Consider the following 15,063-nt stretch of genomic DNA (forward strand, 5'->3'; position numbering starts at 1 on the left):
GCCCGGCCCCGAACCGGCCCCCGAACCGGCTTTCGCAGCCGGGCCGCCCTTCTGCCGCCGGTTGCCGAGGAAGAAGCGCCGCCGCCGGAACACCGGATGCTCCGTCCGCAGCCGGGACAGCCGCTGGACGAAGTCGAGCAGCGGGCCGCGCTCGTCGGGGAACATGCCCTGGCGCAGCCCGGTCCAGTCGACCCACGAGAGCTCGTTGTCCTGGCAGTAGGCGTTGTTGTTGCCGTCCTGCGTCCGGCCCATCTCGTCGCCGTGCAGCAGCATCGGCACGCCCTGCGACAGGAACAGCGTGGTCAGGTGGTTGCGCTTCTGCCGCTCGCGCAGCGCGAGGACGTCCAGGTCGTCGGTCGGCCCTTCATGGCCGTGGTTCCACGACCGGTTGTCGTCGGTGCCGTCCCGGTTCCCCTCGCCGTTGGCCTCGTTGTGCTTCCCGTCGTAGGAGACGAGGTCGTGCAGCGTGAACCCGTCGTGGCACGTCACGAAGTTGATCGAGGCGATCGGGCGGCGGCCGTCGTCGGCGTACAGGTCGGACGACCCCGTCAGCCGGGACGCGAAGTCGGGCAGCGCGCCCGGCTCCCCGCGCCAGAAGTCGCGCACGCTGTCGCGGTACTGGCCGTTCCACTCCGTCCACAGCGGCGGGAAGTTGCCGACCTGGTAGCCGCCCTCGCCGATGTCCCACGGCTCGGCGATCAGCTTCACCTGGGAGACGACCGGGTCCTGCTGGACGAGGTCGAAGAACGCCGCCAGCCGGTCGACCGCGTGCAGCTCGCGGGCGAGCGTCGCCGCGAGGTCGAAGCGGAACCCGTCCACGTGCATCTCGGTCACCCAGTACCGCAGCGAGTCCATGATCATCTGCAGCACGTGCGGGCTGCGCATCAGCAGGCTGTTCCCGGTGCCCGTCGTGTCCATGTAGTAGCGGCGGTCGTCCTCGGTGAGCCGGTAGTACGAGGCGTTGTCGAGGCCGCGGAACGACAGCGTCGGGCCCAGGTGGTTGCCCTCGGCGGTGTGGTTGTAGACGACGTCCAGGATCACCTCGATGCCGGCCTCGTGCAGCGCCTTCACCATCGCCTTGAACTCCAGCACCTGCTCGCCCCGGTGGCCCGACGACGAGTACTCGTTGTGCGGGGCGAAGAAGCCGATGGTGTTGTAGCCCCAGTAGTTGCGCAGCCCGCGGCTCGTCAGCGCGTCGTCGTGGACGAACTGGTGGACGGGCATCAGCTCCACCGCCGTCACCCCGATCGAGCGCAGGTGATCGATGATCACGGGGTGCGCGAGGCCCGCGTAGGTGCCGCGCAGCCCGGGAGGGATGTCCGGGTGCCGGGCGGTGAGCCCCTTGACGTGGGCCTCGTAGATGACCGTCTCGTGGTACGGGATCCGCGGCGGGCGGTCGTCGCCCCAGTCGAAGTACGGGCTGACGACCACCGACCGCATCGTGTGCCCGGCCGAGTCGGCGTCGTTCAGGGACCACGGGTCGCCGAAGTTGTAGCCGAAGCACGCCTCGTCCCAGTCGACCGCGCCCTCGATGGCCTGCGCGTACGGGTCGAGAAGCATCTTCGCCGGGTTGCACCGCTGCCCCCGCGGCGGGTCGTACGGTCCGTGCACCCGGTAGCCGTACCTGCGCCCCGGCATGATGCCCGGCAGGTACCCGTGCCACACGAAGGCGTCCACCTCCGGGAGGTCGATCCGGATCTCCTCGCCGTCGCCGGCCGGCCCGTCGAACAGGCACAGCTCCACCCGCTCCGCCACCTCGGAGAAGACGGCGAAGTTCGTGCCGGCCCCGTCGAACCGGGCCCCGAGCGGGTAGGCGTCCCCTGGCCAGATCTGCGCCACTGTCCCGCTCCTCGTCATGACGCGCCGCCGTCTCGGACGCGGCGGCGCACGGGAGAGCCTTTCCCGCTGCGCTTTAGATCACACCGGCACGGATTGGGATGCCTCTGGCCAGAACGGACATGGCTGAGCTACCTTAGGGGAGCCTTACCTTAATGAGGGTGCCCTAAGCTCCCAGGTGGGGCACGAGGAGTGGGTCCAGCGCCGCACGAAAGGTCCGCGAAGCCGATGTACGTGTGCATCTGCAACGTCGTCACGGAGGACGACGTTCACGGTTGCCTGGCGGACGGCTGCACGACCGCCAAAGAGGTCAAGGCCGCCTGCGGCTTCAAGCCCGGGTGCGGCATGTGCACCAAGCGCATCCACGCGATGGTCAGCGAGTACCGCACGGCCGGCGAGCTCGCGGACGCCCTCACCGGCGGCCCGCTGCCCCTGGCCGCCGTCCCGGAGGCGCCGCCCGCTCCGCAGATCATTCCCGACGTCGCCGAGGGAGGGGCCGCTCCGCAGACCGCCGCCTGAACCGCCGCCGGACACCCGCATGGCGCCGCCCGCGAGGGGCGGAGGACGCCATCGCGGGGGTCAGTGCTGTCGAGAACCCGCCGACCATGGAAGCATGGAGGCCATGGAAGGCGACAAGGACATCATCGCGCTGCTCAACGAGCAGCTCACCGCGGAGCTCACGGCGATCAACCAGTACTTCCTGCACTCGAAGATGCAGGAGCACTGGGGCTTCACCCGCATCGCCAAGCACACCCGCGACGAATCGTTCGACGAGATGCGGCACGCGGAGCGGCTGACCGACCGGATCCTGTTCCTGGAAGGACTCCCCAACTACCAGAAGATCGGCGTCCTGCGGATCGGGCAGACGATCGTGGAGCAGCTCGAAGCGGACCTCGTCATCGAGATGGAGGCCGTGGCCAGGCTGCGTCCGGGCATCGAACTGATGCGCTCCCGCGGCGACGTCACCTCCGCGCGGATCTTCGAGGACATCCTCGCCGACGAGGAGGAGCACATCGACTACCTGGAGACCGAGCTGAGCCTCGTCCGGGAGCTCGGCGAGCAGAACTACAAGCAGCGGCTCACCGGGTACCCCGGTGAGGACGGCAACGCACCCGTCTGACCGCTGCCCCCCGGACCGCTAGGTCGCCGCCGGGCCCGCGGGATCGGCCGCGGGATTGCGGCGCAGCACGTACGGCTGGATGATGCCGAGCCCGCGGACCGGGCGCCGCACGATCCGTGTCACCTCGTAGGCCGGCCGCTTCTCCAGCCGCGCCGCCAGCTCGCCGTCGATCACGACCGAGCCGGGACGCGCCAGGGAGGTGAGCCGCGCCGCGAGGTTGACGGTCGTGCCGAACACGTCGCCCATCAGCGGCAGCACCGGCCCGTGCGCCACGCCGACCCGGACGTCGGGCACCTCGGTCTCGTCCTGGATGGCCGCCGCCACCGTCAGCGCGATCTCCGCGCCGACCTCCGGCGTCTCCGCGCTGAACAGCACCTCGTCGCCGAGCGTCTTCACCAGCCGGCCGCCCAGCGAGGCGACGATGTCGGCGGCGGTCTCCTCGAACCACTCCACCACCCGGGCCAGCTCGATCTCCTCAAGCTCCCGGCTGACCTGCGTGAACGACACCATGTCCGCGAACCCGACCGTGGTCATGGGCCGCCCGGCCGGGTCGCCGTTCTGCCGCGTCGCCGCCGTGCCGAGCGCCCGGGTCCCCGCCGCCGCGAGCTGCCGCCGCCAGGCGTGCACGACCAGCGGCTCGAACTCCCCGATGTGCTTCTGCGCGATGTCGACGATCGTCTCGACCGCCTCCGCGGACGGCGCCTCGCCCGGTTCCTGCGGCAGCATGCTGCGCAGCAGGCTGACCTGCCATTCGGCGAGCCGGCTCATGGTCTGCCCGAAGGCGCGGACCAGCCGGATCACCCCGTCCTCGTCCAGGATCCCGTCGGCGACGAGGCGGCCGAGGCGCTCCAGCGCCGCGACGTCGCCCGCGGTGTAGGCGACGGCGTCGTCCGGCATCGACGGGTAGCCGAACGCCCGCCAGACCTTCCCGGAGAACTCCCGCGACACCCCCGCCAAGCGGACGGCGTCGACCCGGGTGTAGCACAGCTCGCCCCCGAGCAGGAGCTCTTCGATCTCCTTCGGATCCGGCAATCCGGCCGCCATCTTCCGCCCCTCAGCCCGCCGCCGCCCCGGACCGGGACACCGCCGTCATGGATCGGTACCGGGACATATCGTCGCAGATCAGCATGACGGTCAACGTCCGGACCGTGGATCGCCGTTCCCCGTTCACCTGACGTGCACCACGTCGCCCGCGCTCACCGCGCTGTCCCCGCCGGTCCCCGCCACCACCAGACGCCCCGTCCCGTCCACGTCCCGCGCCGTCCCGGCCAGCGTCCGCCCGCCGGGCAGCTCCACCCGCACCCCGCGGCCGAGCGTGGTGCACAGGTCCTTGTACGCGGTACGCAGCCCGCTGCTCTCCGGATCACCGCCGAGCGCCGTCCACTCCCGGTACCAGGTCGCGAACTCGCGCAGGATCGCGCGCAGCAGCGGCGCCCGGTCGCTCAGCGGCGCACCCTCGATCGCGAGGGACGTCGCCGTCCGCACCGGCAGCTCCGCCTCCCGCAGCCCCACGTTCAGCCCCACCCCGATGACGAGGCCCCCGTCGATCTTCTCGGCGAGGATCCCCGCGAGCTTCCGCTCCCCGACCAGCACGTCGTTCGGCCACTTGAGCCGCGCGTCCACGGCGACGTCGCCGCCGGCGAGGAACCCCGCCCCCTCCTCCGCCCACGCCGTCATGCGCCGGACGGCGGTCGCGACGGCGACGCCGGTCAGCAGCGGCGCCCACCCGAGCGCCGGCACCGGCACCGCCGGCCGCAGCAGCATCGAGAACATCAGCCCGGACCGCGGCGGCGCCGACCACGACCGGCCCTGCCGGCCGCGGCCCGCCGTCTGCATCTCCGTGACCAGCACGGTGCCCTCGGGCGCACCGGCACCCGCCCGCACCGCGAGGTCGGCGTTGGTCGAGCCCGTCTCCGCCACGACGCGGATCTCCCGCCACAGCCCGCCCTCCCGGACGAGCGCCCGCCGCAGGGCCGCCTCGTGCAGCGGCGGCCGCTCAAGATCCCCATAAGCCGAATCACTCACCCACCCATCAAACCCCACGTCCCGCCCGAGCCCGGGGACGGGCGTCCGGCAACGCGTCCCGGGCTCGTTAGGGTGCCGTCCATGGATGGTGTGACCTTGCGGCGCGACGGGCATGTCGCGGAGATCGTGCTGGACCGGGCGGAAGCCCTCAACGCCCTGTCGACGGCGATGGCGCGGCGGCTCGCGGCCGTGTGCGCGGAGGTGGCGGCGGACGCCTCGGTCCGCGCGGCGGTGCTGAGCGCCGCCGGCGAGCGGGCGTTCTGCGTCGGCGCCGACCTCAAGGAGCGCAACGAAATGACCGACGCGGAGATCATGGCCCAGCGCCCGGTCTTCCGGGCCGCGTTCGGCGGCGTCCTCAACCTGCCGCAGCCGGTCATCGCCGCCGTGCACGGGTTCGCGCTCGGCGGCGGCTGCGAGTTCGCCTTGTCCGCCGACCTGATCGTCGCGGACGAGACGGCCGTGTTCGGGCTGCCCGAGGTGAGCGTGGGCCTCGTCCCCGGCGGCGGCGGGACGCAGCTCGCCCTGCGCCGCCTCGGCCCCGCCAGGGCCGCCGACCTGGTCTTCACCGGCCGCCGGCTGAGCGTCGACGAGGCCCTCGAATTCGGGCTCGCCGACCGCAAGGTCCCCGCGGGCGCGGCGCGCGACGAGGCCCTGGCGCTGGCCGGCACGATCGCGCGGAACTCCCCGGTGGCCGTCCGCGCCGCCAAGCGCGCCCTCCGCCAGGGCGGCGGCGTCGGCCTCGACGCGGGGCTCGACCTGGAGGAGAACGCCTGGCGCACCGCCGCGGCCTCCGCCGACCGCCGCGAGGGCATCGCCGCCTTCAACGAGAAGCGCAGGCCCGAGTGGCCGTCCTGACCGGGCCGGGCCGGCCGGGTCAGCCGGTGTTCTGCAGGCCGGCGGCCACCCCGTTGACGGACAGGAGGAGCAGCGTCTCCAGGTGGGCGCGCTCCTCCTCGTCCGCGACGCCCGCGCGGAGAGCCGTGAGCGCGCGGAGCTGCAAATGGGAGAGGGCGTCCACGTACGGGTTGCGCAGTTCGACGGCCCGGGAGAGGACGCGGCGGTTCTCCAGGAGGCGGTCGTGGTCCGTCACCGCCAGGACCAGGCGGCGGGTGCGGTCGTATTCGGTCAGGACGGTCTCGGAGAGGTCGGGGCGGCCGCCCAGGGCCAGGTAGCGTTCGGCGATCGCGCGGTCGGACTTGGCCAGGCTCATCTCGGCGTTGTCCAGCAGCGTGTTGAAGAGGGGCCAGGACTCGTAGGCGTCGCGGAGTTCCGTGAGGTCTTCGCCGTCGGCGGAGACGGCGGCGAGGCCGCTGCCCAGGCCGTACCAGCCGGGGAGGTTGACGCGGGTCTGCGTCCAGGCGAAGACCCACGGGATCGCGCGCAGGTCCTCCAGGCCGCGGGCGGCCTTGCGGCGGGCCGGGCGGGAGCCGATGCGCAGCTCCGAGATCTCCTCCAGCGGGCTGACCCGGGAGAACCAGGCGGCGAAGCCGTCGGTCTCGATGAGCGCGCGGAACGCCGCCCGCGCGGCCTCGCTGATCTCGTCGGCCAGCGGGCGGTAGCGGGCGGCGGCGGCGCGGGCGCGGTCCTGGACCTCGCCGGTCGAGGCGAGCAGCACCGCGCTGGTGACCTGCTCGACGTGCCGCCCGGCGATCTCGCGCCGGCCGTAGCGGGCGAAGATGACCTCGCCCTGCTCGGTGACCTTGAAGCGGCCCGCGACCGAGCCCGGCGCCTGCGCCAGGATCGCGCGGTTGGCGGGGCCGCCGCCGCGGCCGAGCGAGCCGCCGCGGCCGTGGAACAGCGTCAGCCTGATGTCGTTGCGGGCCGCCCACGCGGCGAGCGCCTCCTGCGTGTCGTAGAGGCGGAGGGTCGCGCTGGCCGGGCCGAGCTGCTTGGCCGAGTCGGAGTAGCCGAGCATGACCTCCAGCCGGCGCCCGGTGTCGGCCAGGCGGCGGCGGACGGCCGGGATCTCCAGCATCCCGTCGAGGACGGACGGGGCGCGTTCGAGGTCCTCGCCGGTCTCGAAGAGGGGGATGACGTCGAGGACGGGCGCCTGGTCGCCGAGGGACGCGGCGAGCTCGTGGACGTTGGCGACGTCCTCCGCGGAGCGGGTGAACGAGACGATGTAGCGGTGGCAGGCGCGGACGCCGAAGCGGCCCTGGATCCACGCGACGACGCGGAGGGTTTCGAGGATCTCCTCGGTCATCTCCGACCGCGGCCCGCCCGCGCCCAGTTCCCGCAGCGCCGTCTCGTGCAGCTCGGAGTGCTGCCGGATCTCCAGTTCCGCCAGGTGGAAGCCGAACGTCTCGACCTGCCAGACGAGCTGCTGGACGCGCCCGTACGCCTGCCGGGCCGCGCCCGCCCCGGCCAGGGAGTCCTGGACGGTGCGCAGGTCGGCCAGCAGCTCGTCCGGGGAGCCGTAGGCGAGGTCGGCGTCGCGTTCGCGGGTCGCGGCGATCCGCGCCGCCGCGTGCAGCAGGACCTGGCGGTGCGGTTCGCCGGGTGACCGCTTGGCGATCTCGGCGAGCAGCCGGGGATGCGCGGTGCGGGCGGCGGCGAGGAGGTCGCGGAGCTCCGCCGACGCGGGCGTGGTCGTCTCGTGGACGGTCAGCTCGCGGCCGACGCGCCCGCAGGCGTTCTCCAGCGCGCGCAGGATGTGGTCGGCCTGGATCATGACCGCGTCCCGGGTGACCTGCGCCGTGACGTACGGGTTGCCGTCGCGGTCGCCGCCGATCCAGCTGCCGAACCGCACATAGGGGCGGGCCTTCGGCGGGCGGGTGCCGGTGCGCTCCCCGTCGAGCGCGCGGTCGAGGGCCCGGTAGATGTGCGGGACGACCCGGAAGAGCGTCTCGTCGAACGCGGCCATCGCGGTGCGGACCTCGTCCAGCGGGTCGAGCTGGGTGCCGCGGCGCAGGGCCGTCCGCCACAGCAGGTCGATCTCCTCGCGCAGGCTGCGCTCGATCTCCGCCCGCTCGGACGCGCCGGGCGCGCCGTCCAGCCGCGTCATCAGGTCGCTGACGCGCTGGATGGCGGTGACGACGGCGCGGCGCCGGGCCTCGGTCGGGTGGGCGGTGAAGACGGGACGGAACTCCAGGCCCTCGACGAGGTCTGCCAGGTCGCCGTCCCCGGAGGCGCGGATGTGCTGGACGGTGGCCGCGACCGAACCGGGCACGGTGTCGCCGGTGTCGCGCTCCCGCAGCGTCCGGATGCGGTGGTGCTCCTCCGCGAGGTTCGTCAGGTGGAAGTAGACGGTGAACGCGCGGGCGACCTGCTCGGCACGTTCCAGCGGGTAGCCGTCGACGATGGCGGCGACCTCCGCGCCGGTCGTCTCGCCGCGGCGGGCGGCGATCACCGCGTGGCGGAGCCGTTCGACGTCGTCGAGCAGCCCCTGGCCGCCGTATTCCACAAGTCCGTCGCCCAGCATCGCGCCGAGCAGCCGCACATCGCGGCGGAGCGGTTCGGGCAGGTCCTGCCGGAAGGTCTCACGCGTCTTCGTAGCCACCCGCCCCAGCGTAACCAGACCCGGTGAGCGGCCCCCGCCCGCATCCGCGCCATCAGTGTCCGGTTACCCTGGCCCGCATGGCGACGGAAGCCCCTGAACCCCCGGTGGAGTACGACGTCCACACCACGGCGGGAAAGATCGCGGATCTGGAACGGCGCAGGTACGAGGCCGTGCACGCCGGCTCGGCGCGCGCCGTCGAGAAGCAGCACGCCAAGGGCAAGATGACGGCCCGGGAGCGGATCGACGCGCTGCTCGACCCCGGCTCGTTCGTCGAGTTCGACGAGATGGCGCGGCACCGCTCCACGAACTTCGGGATGGAGAAGAACCGCCCCTACGGCGACGGCGTCGTCACCGGCCACGGCACGGTGGACGGGCGCCCCGTCGCCGTGTTCAGCCAGGACTTCACCGTCTCCGGCGGCTCCCTCGGCGAGGTCTTCGGCGAGAAGATCTGCAAGGTCATGGACCACGCGGTCAAGACCGGCTGCCCGGTGATCGGGATCAACGACTCCGGCGGCGCGCGGATCCAGGAGGGCGTGGTCGCGCTCGGCCTGTACGCCGAGATCTTCAAGCGGAACGTGCACGCGTCCGGCGTGATCCCGCAGATCTCGCTGGTCATGGGGCCGTGCGCGGGCGGCGCCGTGTACTCCCCGGCGATCACCGATTTCATCGTCATGGTCGACCAGACCTCGCACATGTTCATCACCGGGCCCGACGTGATCAAGACGGTGACCGGTGAGGAGGTCACGTTCGAGGAGCTCGGCGGGGCGCACTCGCACAACTCCAAGTCCGGTGTCGCCCACTACCGGGGCGCGGACGAGGACGACGCGATCGAGTACGTGAAGGCGCTGCTGTCCTACCTGCCGTCCAACAACCTCTCCGACGCGCCCGCGTTCGACGTCCCGGTCGACCCCGCGGAGCTCGTCGAGGAGCTGGACACCCTCGTCCCCGACTCGCCGAACCAGCCGTACGAGATGCGCACCGTCATCGAGCACGTCGTGGACGACGGCGAGTTCCTGGAGGTCCAGGAGCTGTACGCGCCGAACATCATCGTCGGGTTCGGGCGGGTCGAGGGCCACTCGGTCGGCATCGTCGCCAACCAGCCGATGCAGCTCGCCGGGACGCTCGACATCGACGCGTCGGAGAAGGCCGCGCGGTTCGTGCGGACGTGCGACGCGTTCAACGTGCCGGTGCTGACGTTCGTGGACGTCCCCGGCTTCCTGCCCGGCACCGACCAGGAGTGGAACGGGATCATCCGGCGCGGCGCGAAGCTGCTGTACGCCTACGCGGAGGCGACCGTCCCACTCGTCACGATCATCACGCGGAAGGCGTACGGCGGCGCCTACGACGTCATGGGCTCCAAGCACCTCGGCGCCGACATCAACCTCGCGTGGCCGACCGCGCAGATCGCCGTGATGGGCGCGCAGGGCGCGGTCAACATCCTGTACCGGCGGGAGCTGGCCGCCGCGGACGACCCGGACGCCCGCCGCGCCGAGCTGATCACCGAGTACGAGGACACCCTCGCCAACCCCTACATCGCGGCCGAGCGCGGCTACATCGACAACGTGATCAAGCCTTCGGAGACGCGCGGGCAGGTCGTGCGGGCGCTGCGGGCGCTGCGCGAGAAGCGGCAGACGCTGCCGCCCAAGAAGCATGGGAACATCCCGCTCTGACCCGACCCTCCCAGGAGGTCAGGAGAATCCGTGACCGCTGACGACAAGCCCTTCCTCCAGATCGTCCGGGGCGACCCGGGCCCGGCGGAGATCGCGGCGCTCGTGGCCGTGCTGACCGCCCGCGCGCGGGCGGCCGCCGCCGCCCGGGACGGCGGCGGGCCGGGCGCGGGCGGGGCCCGGCCGTCGCGCTGGTCGGACCGCTCCCGGCTGGTCCGCGCGGCGCCCGCGCACGACCTCCGGCCGCGCGGCGCGGGCGCGTGGCGGGCCAGCGCCCTGCCGCGCTGACCCCGCCGCCACCGGCGCCGCCACCTGCACCGGCCGGTGCAGGTGGAGCACCGGGCGGGCCGCCCGCCGGGCCGCGGACGCGACGTTGTCACCGTGGTTCACACCCGGCGGCGGCCCGGCACGAATAAGGTGGAAGGCCATGGCCACCTCGGAGTTCGTTCCACAGCCCGCGCGGTACGCGATTTTCGTCGACGCGGGATACCTTTACGCGGCCTCCGGTGCCCTGCTGCTCAGCTGCGGGTCCAGGCGCGAGTACCGCGTCGCCGCGGAGAAACTGATCAAGGCGCTGACCAGCCACGCCGACGACCAGCTACTCGGTGAACTGCTGCGGGTGTACTGGTTCGACGCCGCGCCGAAGCGGCAGCCGACCGTCGACCAGCGCGTCATCGCGAACCTGCCGCTGGTGAAGCTGCGGCTCGGGAACCTGAACGCCCAGGGCCAGCAGAAGGGCGTGGACGCCCAGCTCCGCGCCGACCTGGAGGCCCTCGCCCGGCACCGCGCCATCACCGACGCGGTACTGCTCGCAGGCGACGAGGACATGCTGCCCGCCGTGGAGGCCGCCCAGCGCTACGGCGTCCGCGTGCACCTGTGGGGGGTCGAGCCGACGCACGGCTCGAACCAGGCCGAGTGGCTGGTGTGGGAGTCGGACACGGTCGAGGTGCTGCCCGCCGACTTCCTGCGTCCCTACTTCACCAAGGCGAAGGTCCTGCCGGTCCCCGCGCCCGGGAGCGCCGCCGCCGTCCGGGACGCCGCGGCCGCCGCGCAGCGCACCAGCCCCGTCCCGTCGCCGTCGCAGGTGTTCGCGGGACGCCCCCCGGCGGTGAAGCCGCCGCCCGGCACCGTCCGCACCGCCGTGACGGTCCCCGCCGGTGCGACGCCCGCGACGGTGGCGGCGTCGATGAACTCCGCTCCCGCCACGAGCGACGGCAAGCTCGGGCCCGACCGCGACCACATGCTGGAGATAGGCGAGCACGTCGCGCAGAAGTGGATCTTCGAGCGGGGGCGGGACAACATCCGCGACCTGCTGCCCGGCCCGATCCTGCCGCCCGTCATCGACAAGGAACTGCTGATCGAGGCCGAGAAGGAACTGGGCTCGTCGCTGCGCCCCTACCAGGAGGCCCGCACCTGGCTGCGCGACGGCTTCTGGGAGCGCGTGTACCGCGAGTTCGGCATCGGCTTCGGCAAGTCCGACTAGCGCCGTCCCGCCGTCCCGCCGCCGGCGCGAACACGTTTCGCGGTTGACCGGACACCGACGGTCGCCCCCCGGTAGGGTCCCCGCCGTGTGAGGGGGAGACCGTGCAGGGACGCCAAGCAGGACGATCACGGGCCGCGCTCCCGTCCGCCGTACTGACATGCACCGTGCTGACCTGCGGTCTCCTGGCCGGGTGCGAGTCGCCGGTCCCGTTCCACCGCCCCGGGGAGGGGCCCCCGGACGGCCCCGTCGTGGGCCTCGGCGGCCCCGCGCCGTACCTGAGCGCGCGCCCCGACACCGACGCGCGCGGACGCGGTGACCCCTCCCCCGGCCCCGGGCCGTCCGGCGGCGGAGTTCCGGTGGCACCCGCGGGCGGGCACGTCTACGCCGCCACCGGGCCCGGGATGATCGCTCCGCACGCGCGGGGCATGCCCGCGCGGCTCTACGTCGCGCACGGGCGGGCCGTCGACGTCATCGACCCGCGCACGCTCCGGACCGTCGGGCGGCTGCACACCGGCGCGGCGGCCTCGCGGGTCGTGCCGTCCTGGGACCTGCGGCGCCTCTGGGCCGCCGGCCCCGCGCACGGCACGCTCGTCCCGTTCGGGCCGCGCGGCGGCGTGCGCGGCCGCCCGGTGCGGGCCGGGGCCCCGGCCGCGCTGTACTTCTCCCCGGACGGGCGGCACGCGCTGGTCCTCGCCCACCGGCCGCACCGCGTCGACGTGCGCGACCCGCACACGATGCGGCGCAAGGGGTCGGTTCCGCTGCCGTGCGCCGCCGGGTACGCCGACTTCACGCCGGACGGGTCGGCGCTGGTGGCGACGTGCGGTCCCGCCGGTGCGCTCGCCCGCGTGGACCTCGCGAGCGGCCGCGTCTCCGGGACGGTCCGGCTCCCGGCGGGGGCGCGGCCCGGCGATCTGCGGCTGTCGCCGGACGGGACCCTGTTCTACGTGGCCGACCCGGTGCGGGGCGGCGTCTGGCTCGTGGACGCCGGCCGGTTCGCCGTGCGGGGGTTCGTCCGCACCGGGCCGGGCGCGCGGGGCCTGTCGGTCAGCCGGGACGCGCGCCGCCTGTTCGTGGTCGGCAGCGGGACGCTCACCACCGTCCGGTTCGGCACCCGGCGGGTCGCCTCCCGCTGGCCGCTGCCCGGCGGCGGCACACCGATCCCGGGCGGGATGTCGCGGGACGGGACGGCGCTGTGGCTCGCCGACCCCCGCGGCCTCGTCTACACCGTGTCCACCCGGACGGGACAGGTCGTGCGAAGGGTCCGCGTCGGGGTGCGCCCGGCGGGCCTGGCCGTCCATCCGCAGCCCGGCCGGTTCTCGCTGGGCGGCACCGGCCTTTACCGGTAGCCGCCCGCCCACGGGAGGCCGCGGGGCCGCGTCAGCGGATGCTGACGCTGTGCCAGTCGGGGAGCAGCTCCTCCACCAGCGACTCCGTCTCCGGCTGGAGCCGGTCGAGGTACGGGTCGCGTCCGACGCGGGCGCGCAGCTCGTCCACGACCACCCGCAGCTGGGCCACGTCACCGGTCGCGTGGGTCGCGCGGAGCAGGTCGCGCCACATGCCCTCGTCCTCGGGGGCGAGCCGCAGGCCGGCGCGCGCCGCGCTCACCGCGCCGCGGGCGTCTCCCTCGTCCAGCCGCAGCACGACGAGCCGGTGCGCCACGTCCATGACCCGCGCGGAAGCCTCGTACTCCAGGTCGTGGTCGGCCAGCCACGCGTACCGGCCGCGCGGGCGGTCGGCGAGGAGCGGGCCGCGGACCAGGTCGAGCGCGTAGGCCATGTAGGCCGTCTCCGACCCGGGCTCCGCCGCCGACCGCCACACCAGCCAGCGGAACACGTTGAGGTCGACCCGCACCTCCGAGCCGAGCCGGATCCGGCCGCGCTCGTCGGTGTAGAGGTTCGGGCGGCCCCGCGCGTCCCGGCCGAGCCAGTCCGACACGCGCGCCACGCACGCGTCGCGGACCTCGGGGGTCACCCCGCGCGGCCAGATCGCCCCGGACAGGACCGTGGGGTGGACGCCCTCCGGGTGCGCCGCCAGGTACACCAGGAGCTCGGTGCACAGCGCGCGGCGGTCGTCGTCCATGGGCCCCGGCGCCTCGACCTCGATCGGGCCGAGCAGCCGGATGTCGACCGACGACTCGTGCGCGCTCGGCGGTTCCGCCCCGCCGGCGAGGCCCGGCAGCTCGACGGAGTCGAGCCGGCCCGCCGCCCGGAACAGCTCGAACACGCCGCGGTAGTCGTCGTCGGCGACGAGCTGCGCGGCCACGTCGAAGCCGAGCACGCCCGCCTGGAGGCGGCCGCCCTCGTCGACGTCCCACGTCCAGGTGGCGCCCTGCACGTCGCCGGGGACGAGATAGCCGGCGGCCATCCGGGTCCCGGTGCGGGCGAGCGCGACGAGCCGGTCCGCCTCCCGTTCCGACGGCCGGGCGGCCATGATCAGATAGTGCGGCATCCACGCCTCGCCGAACACGCCGCGGCAGCGCCCGGTGAGCACCGAGTCGACGCCGGACGCGGCCAGCGCCTGCCGTACCTCCTCGGCGCGTCCCTCCAGCTCGGGCAGCGCGTCCGCGAGCGTCGGCACGGCCCGGACCCGGTCCGGCGCGATCTCCGCCAGGCCCTCGCCCAGTTCCCCGTCGAACCCGACGAGCGTGATCCGCATGTGGTCGGACCAGCGGTTGGTGGCCAGCTCCATCGCGATCGCCGACAGCGCCGCCCGGCGGACGTCGTCGGGGCCGCGCAGCGCGATGAGCCCGTGCGCGGCCTCCAGGTCGACCAGGATCCGGCCGTTGTCGTTCGTGCCGATCGACACGAGGCCGGGGTAGGGCGCGAGGACGTCGCCGAGGTCGGCGGCCTCCAGTTCCGGCAGCGCCTCGCTGTGCAGCCGCCACACCTGGCCGTCGTCGAACGCCTGCCACGGCGCGGGGGGATTGCGGTCGGCGGGCGCGATCCACAGGTCGAGGCTGCCCGGCCCGGTGTGCGGGCTGCCGAGATGCACGCCGTAGATGGTCGGGAGCGTGCGGCCGCCCGCCGCCATCGACTTCGACAGGTGCCGCAGCCCGAGGTCGAGCAGCCGCGCCGACTCGTCGTCGGCGCCGAGCCGCAGCGCCTGCTCCGCCTCGGCCGCCGCCCCCTCCGGCCGGACGATCATCCTTCCGAACGCCCGGTGCCACAGCTGGACGCGGCGCCGCCGGCCGAGCGCGACGACCAGCCCGGCGGCGAGCAGCGAGGCGGCCGCGAGGCCCTGCGGCCAGCCGATGTCGAGCGCCCCGCCGGTGTCGTCCTGCCGGTCCGCGTCCTGGCCGGGCACGGACGCGCCGCCGCTCTCGGCGTCGCCGCCCATCTCGCCGGACGGGCCGCCGTGGACGGGCGGTTGCGCCGGCGCCCCCTTCTCCGGCGCCTGCTTCTCCGGCACGGTCGGCTGGGGCGCGGTGGGTGCG

At 73.9% G+C, this 15,063-nt stretch carries 12 protein-coding genes; 7 read left to right on the forward strand and 5 right to left on the reverse strand.

Annotated elements, in window-relative coordinates:
* Nucleotides 1-1,839, reverse strand: a 1,839-nt coding sequence (gene glgX / locus E1289_RS30365) for a glycogen debranching protein GlgX (protein WP_207929254.1), incomplete at its 3' end; no start/stop codon positions are given.
* Between the two features lie 225 nt (nucleotides 1,840-2,064).
* Between glgX and E1289_RS30370 the strand changes: the two genes are divergently transcribed.
* Both E1289_RS30370 and bfr read left to right on the forward strand, forming a co-directional pair.
* Entirely contained in the window at nucleotides 2,065-2,355 is a 291-nt protein-coding gene (locus E1289_RS30370; protein ID WP_131986322.1) for a (2Fe-2S)-binding protein, read from the forward strand.
* Nucleotides 2,356-2,458: 103 nt separating this feature from the next.
* Complete coding sequence (gene bfr, locus E1289_RS30375; protein WP_131986342.1) at nucleotides 2,459-2,956, forward strand: bacterioferritin; 498 nt, start codon at nucleotides 2,459-2,461, stop codon at nucleotides 2,954-2,956.
* An 18-nt stretch (nucleotides 2,957-2,974) separates the two neighbouring features.
* Here bfr and E1289_RS30380 read toward each other — a convergent pair whose 3' ends face one another.
* Together E1289_RS30380 and E1289_RS30385 are read right to left on the reverse strand one after the other, a co-directional pair.
* A complete protein-coding gene (locus tag E1289_RS30380) occupies nucleotides 2,975-4,000 on the reverse strand; it encodes an adenylate/guanylate cyclase domain-containing protein (RefSeq protein WP_131986324.1) in 1,026 nt (341 codons plus the stop codon).
* 123 nt (nucleotides 4,001-4,123) lie between these two features.
* A complete protein-coding gene (locus E1289_RS30385; protein WP_243713250.1) occupies nucleotides 4,124-4,981 on the reverse strand; it encodes a biotin--[acetyl-CoA-carboxylase] ligase in 858 nt (285 codons plus the stop codon).
* A gap of 81 nt (nucleotides 4,982-5,062) precedes the next feature.
* Between E1289_RS30385 and E1289_RS30390 the strand changes: the two genes are divergently transcribed.
* Nucleotides 5,063-5,836: an enoyl-CoA hydratase-related protein gene (locus tag E1289_RS30390; RefSeq protein ID WP_131986328.1), complete on the forward strand. Its 774-nt coding sequence runs from the start codon at nucleotides 5,063-5,065 to the stop codon at nucleotides 5,834-5,836.
* Between the two features lie 19 nt (nucleotides 5,837-5,855).
* On the opposite strand, the gene E1289_RS30395 is transcribed toward E1289_RS30390, so the two are convergent.
* A complete protein-coding gene (locus E1289_RS30395) occupies nucleotides 5,856-8,480 on the reverse strand; it encodes a phosphoenolpyruvate carboxylase (protein ID WP_131986330.1) in 2,625 nt (874 codons plus the stop codon).
* A 77-nt stretch (nucleotides 8,481-8,557) separates the two neighbouring features.
* Between E1289_RS30395 and E1289_RS30400 the strand changes: the two genes are divergently transcribed.
* The 4 genes from E1289_RS30400 (at nucleotide 8,558) to E1289_RS30415 (ending at nucleotide 12,976) form a co-directional block, all read left to right on the forward strand.
* Nucleotides 8,558-10,150, forward strand: coding sequence for an acyl-CoA carboxylase subunit beta (locus E1289_RS30400; protein ID WP_131986332.1), 1,593 nt, complete (start codon nucleotides 8,558-8,560; stop codon nucleotides 10,148-10,150).
* A gap of 30 nt (nucleotides 10,151-10,180) precedes the next feature.
* On the forward strand, nucleotides 10,181-10,435 hold the full coding sequence (locus tag E1289_RS30405) for an acyl-CoA carboxylase subunit epsilon (RefSeq protein ID WP_131986335.1): 255 nt from the start codon (nucleotides 10,181-10,183) through the stop codon (nucleotides 10,433-10,435).
* Between the two features lie 139 nt (nucleotides 10,436-10,574).
* Nucleotides 10,575-11,630 carry an NYN domain-containing protein gene (locus E1289_RS30410; RefSeq protein ID WP_131986337.1) on the forward strand — a complete coding sequence of 352 codons (1,056 nt, stop codon included), beginning with the start codon at nucleotides 10,575-10,577 and terminating at the stop codon, nucleotides 11,628-11,630.
* Nucleotides 11,631-11,794: 164 nt separating this feature from the next.
* Nucleotides 11,795-12,976, forward strand: a complete 1,182-nt coding sequence (locus tag E1289_RS30415) for a YncE family protein (RefSeq protein WP_131986339.1) — start codon at nucleotides 11,795-11,797, stop codon at nucleotides 12,974-12,976.
* Nucleotides 12,977-13,007: 31 nt separating this feature from the next.
* Here E1289_RS30415 and E1289_RS40250 read toward each other — a convergent pair.
* On the reverse strand, nucleotides 13,008-15,063 hold a 2,056-nt coding region (locus E1289_RS40250), incomplete at its 5' end, for a bacterial transcriptional activator domain-containing protein (RefSeq protein ID WP_207929255.1).

The organism is Actinomadura sp. 6K520 (genome assembly GCF_004349245.1).
GTDB lineage: Bacteria > Actinomycetota > Actinomycetes > Streptosporangiales > Streptosporangiaceae > Spirillospora.